At 54.0% G+C, this 2,025-nt stretch carries 3 protein-coding genes; 2 read left to right on the forward strand and 1 reads right to left on the reverse strand.

Annotation, left to right across the window (positions count from 1 at the left end; all coding sequences use genetic code 11):
- The first annotated feature begins 294 nt into the window (after nucleotides 1-294).
- Nucleotides 295-717, forward strand: coding sequence for an OsmC family protein (locus AC1DLB_RS28610; RefSeq protein ID WP_007941657.1), 423 nt, complete (start codon nucleotides 295-297; stop codon nucleotides 715-717).
- A gap of 238 nt (nucleotides 718-955) precedes the next feature.
- Nucleotides 956-1,750: an adenosylmethionine decarboxylase gene (gene speD, locus AC1DLB_RS28615; RefSeq protein WP_018928874.1), complete on the forward strand. Its 795-nt coding sequence runs from the start codon at nucleotides 956-958 to the stop codon at nucleotides 1,748-1,750.
- A gap of 93 nt (nucleotides 1,751-1,843) precedes the next feature.
- Here speD and AC1DLB_RS28620 read toward each other — a convergent pair.
- The coding region (locus AC1DLB_RS28620; RefSeq protein ID WP_477786148.1) for a demethoxyubiquinone hydroxylase family protein at nucleotides 1,844-2,025 on the reverse strand (182 nt) is incomplete at its 5' end.

Below are 2,025 nucleotides of genomic sequence, written 5' to 3' on the forward strand. Positions count from 1 at the left end.
GTTTGTCGAGGTTCTTGATTTTGGATATGGGGGTAATAGCAACCATGGTTGTATCCCGAAAAGACTGCACGGTGTGTTTGTTTTTTGTAGGGGGCTGGTGAAGCCTGGATTTTTTTGTTCGCTACAAGGCTGGCTAAGCGCCAGTGAATTGGCGTCAGCTTAACAGACACATTCCTTCAAGATTCGAGAATTTACCTACGACCCATACGGTTATGTCCTAGGAAGGCGAAGCGCTGCCAATCAAGGGCCCTGTGCTAAGCTGGCGACCCTTTTTTATACAGTGGAGTCTTGGCGATGAAGGCACGCATCCAATGGGCAGGCGAAGCCATGTTCCTCGGTGAATCCGGCAGCGGTCATGTCGTGGTCATGGACGGTCCGCCCGATGCCGGCGGTCGCAACCTGGGTGTCCGCCCGATGGAAATGCTCCTGCTGGGTGTTGGCGGTTGCAGCAATTTCGATGTGGTCAGCATCCTCAAGAAGTCGCGTCAGGCCGTCGAAAGCTGCGAAGCCTTCCTCGAAGCCGAGCGTGCGACCGAAGATCCGAAGGTGTTCACCAAGATCCACATGCACTTCGTGGTCAAGGGACGCGGGCTGAAAGAAGCCCAGGTCAAGCGCGCCATCGAGCTGTCGGCCGAGAAGTACTGCTCGGCCTCGATCATGCTCGGCGCGGCTGGCGTGGCGATTACCCACGACTACGAGATTATCGAGCTCGGTTGAATCGACATTCAACTATCATAAAAGCGGTGCAGACTCTGGTGATCCATAGCTGACGTCTGCATAATGCGCCACTTTTTTCAGGGCAGTGATCGGTCACCCGACAGGTCGCTTGCCTGAACAGACAACCAAAATCGCCATCGCGAAGAGGTGTTAACCGTCCTACGCAGGTGCGTCGTTCGCATCTGACGGGCATGCTTGATCACGCGGCCAGCCCGCAATACATAGAGAGTTTTTAACGGTGAAAAGCAAACTCAAGCTCCACGGGTTCAATAACCTGACAAAGACCTTGAGCTTCAACATCTATGACATCTGCTACGCGGAAACCCCGCAAGACCAGCAGGCTTACGTCGAGTACATCAATAAAGAGTACAACGCCAAGCGCCTGACGCAGATCCTCACAGAAGTTGTCGATATCATTGGTGCCAATATCCTGAACATCGCCAGTCAGGACTATGAACCYCAGGGCGCCAGCGTCACGATTCTGATCTCTGAAGAGCCGGTAACCCCCACCGACAGTCAGATTGAAGAGTCTCCGGGCCCGTTGCCCGAAATCATCCTGGCCCACCTCGACAAGAGCCACATCACGGTGCACACCTACCCGGAAATCCATCCGGTGGACGGTATCGCGACGTTCCGTGTGGACATCGACGTGTCGACCTGTGGCGTCATTTCACCGCTCAAGGCGCTCAATTTTCTGATTCACCAGTTCGATTCGGATATCGTGACTGTGGATTACCGCGTGCGCGGCTTCACCCGTGACGTTGAAGGCAAGAAACACTTCATCGACCACGAGATCAACTCGATCCAGAACTATCTCTCCGAAGACACCCGCGACGCGTACCAGATGACCGACGTGAACGTGTATCAGGAAAACCTGTTCCACACCAAAATGCTGTTGAAGAACTTCGAACTGGATAACTACCTGTTCGGCGACGCCACCAGCAACCTGTCCTCTGAGCAGCGTGCCCAGGTGACTGAGCGTGTAAAACACGAAATGCTTGAAATCTTCTACGCGCGCAACATGCCGAGCTGAGAGTTCCGAGTACAAAAAAAGGCGACTACCGCAAGGTAGTCGCCTTTTTCATTGCTGTTGTCCGCGAAGAGTCCCGATCAAACAACGCAACCGTCAGATCCGATATGTGCTCTTGGTCATCACCTTGGCCAGCAGACTCATCCCGAACTTCACCGGCGCAGGAAAACGAAACCCTCCAGCATCCAGCGCACTTTCGGCATGATGTTCTTCATCAATGCGCATCTGCTCAAGGATCGCCCGGGATTTTTCGTCCTCGGCGGGCAGTTGTTCAAGGT

It is taken from the genome of Pseudomonas sp. 05N434, from assembly GCF_056396965.1.

Coding starts and splice junctions, on each gene's coding strand:
- AC1DLB_RS28610 (WP_007941657.1), top strand. CDS start 295: ATGAAGGCACGCATCCAATGGGCAGGCGAAGCCATGTTCCTCGGTGAA.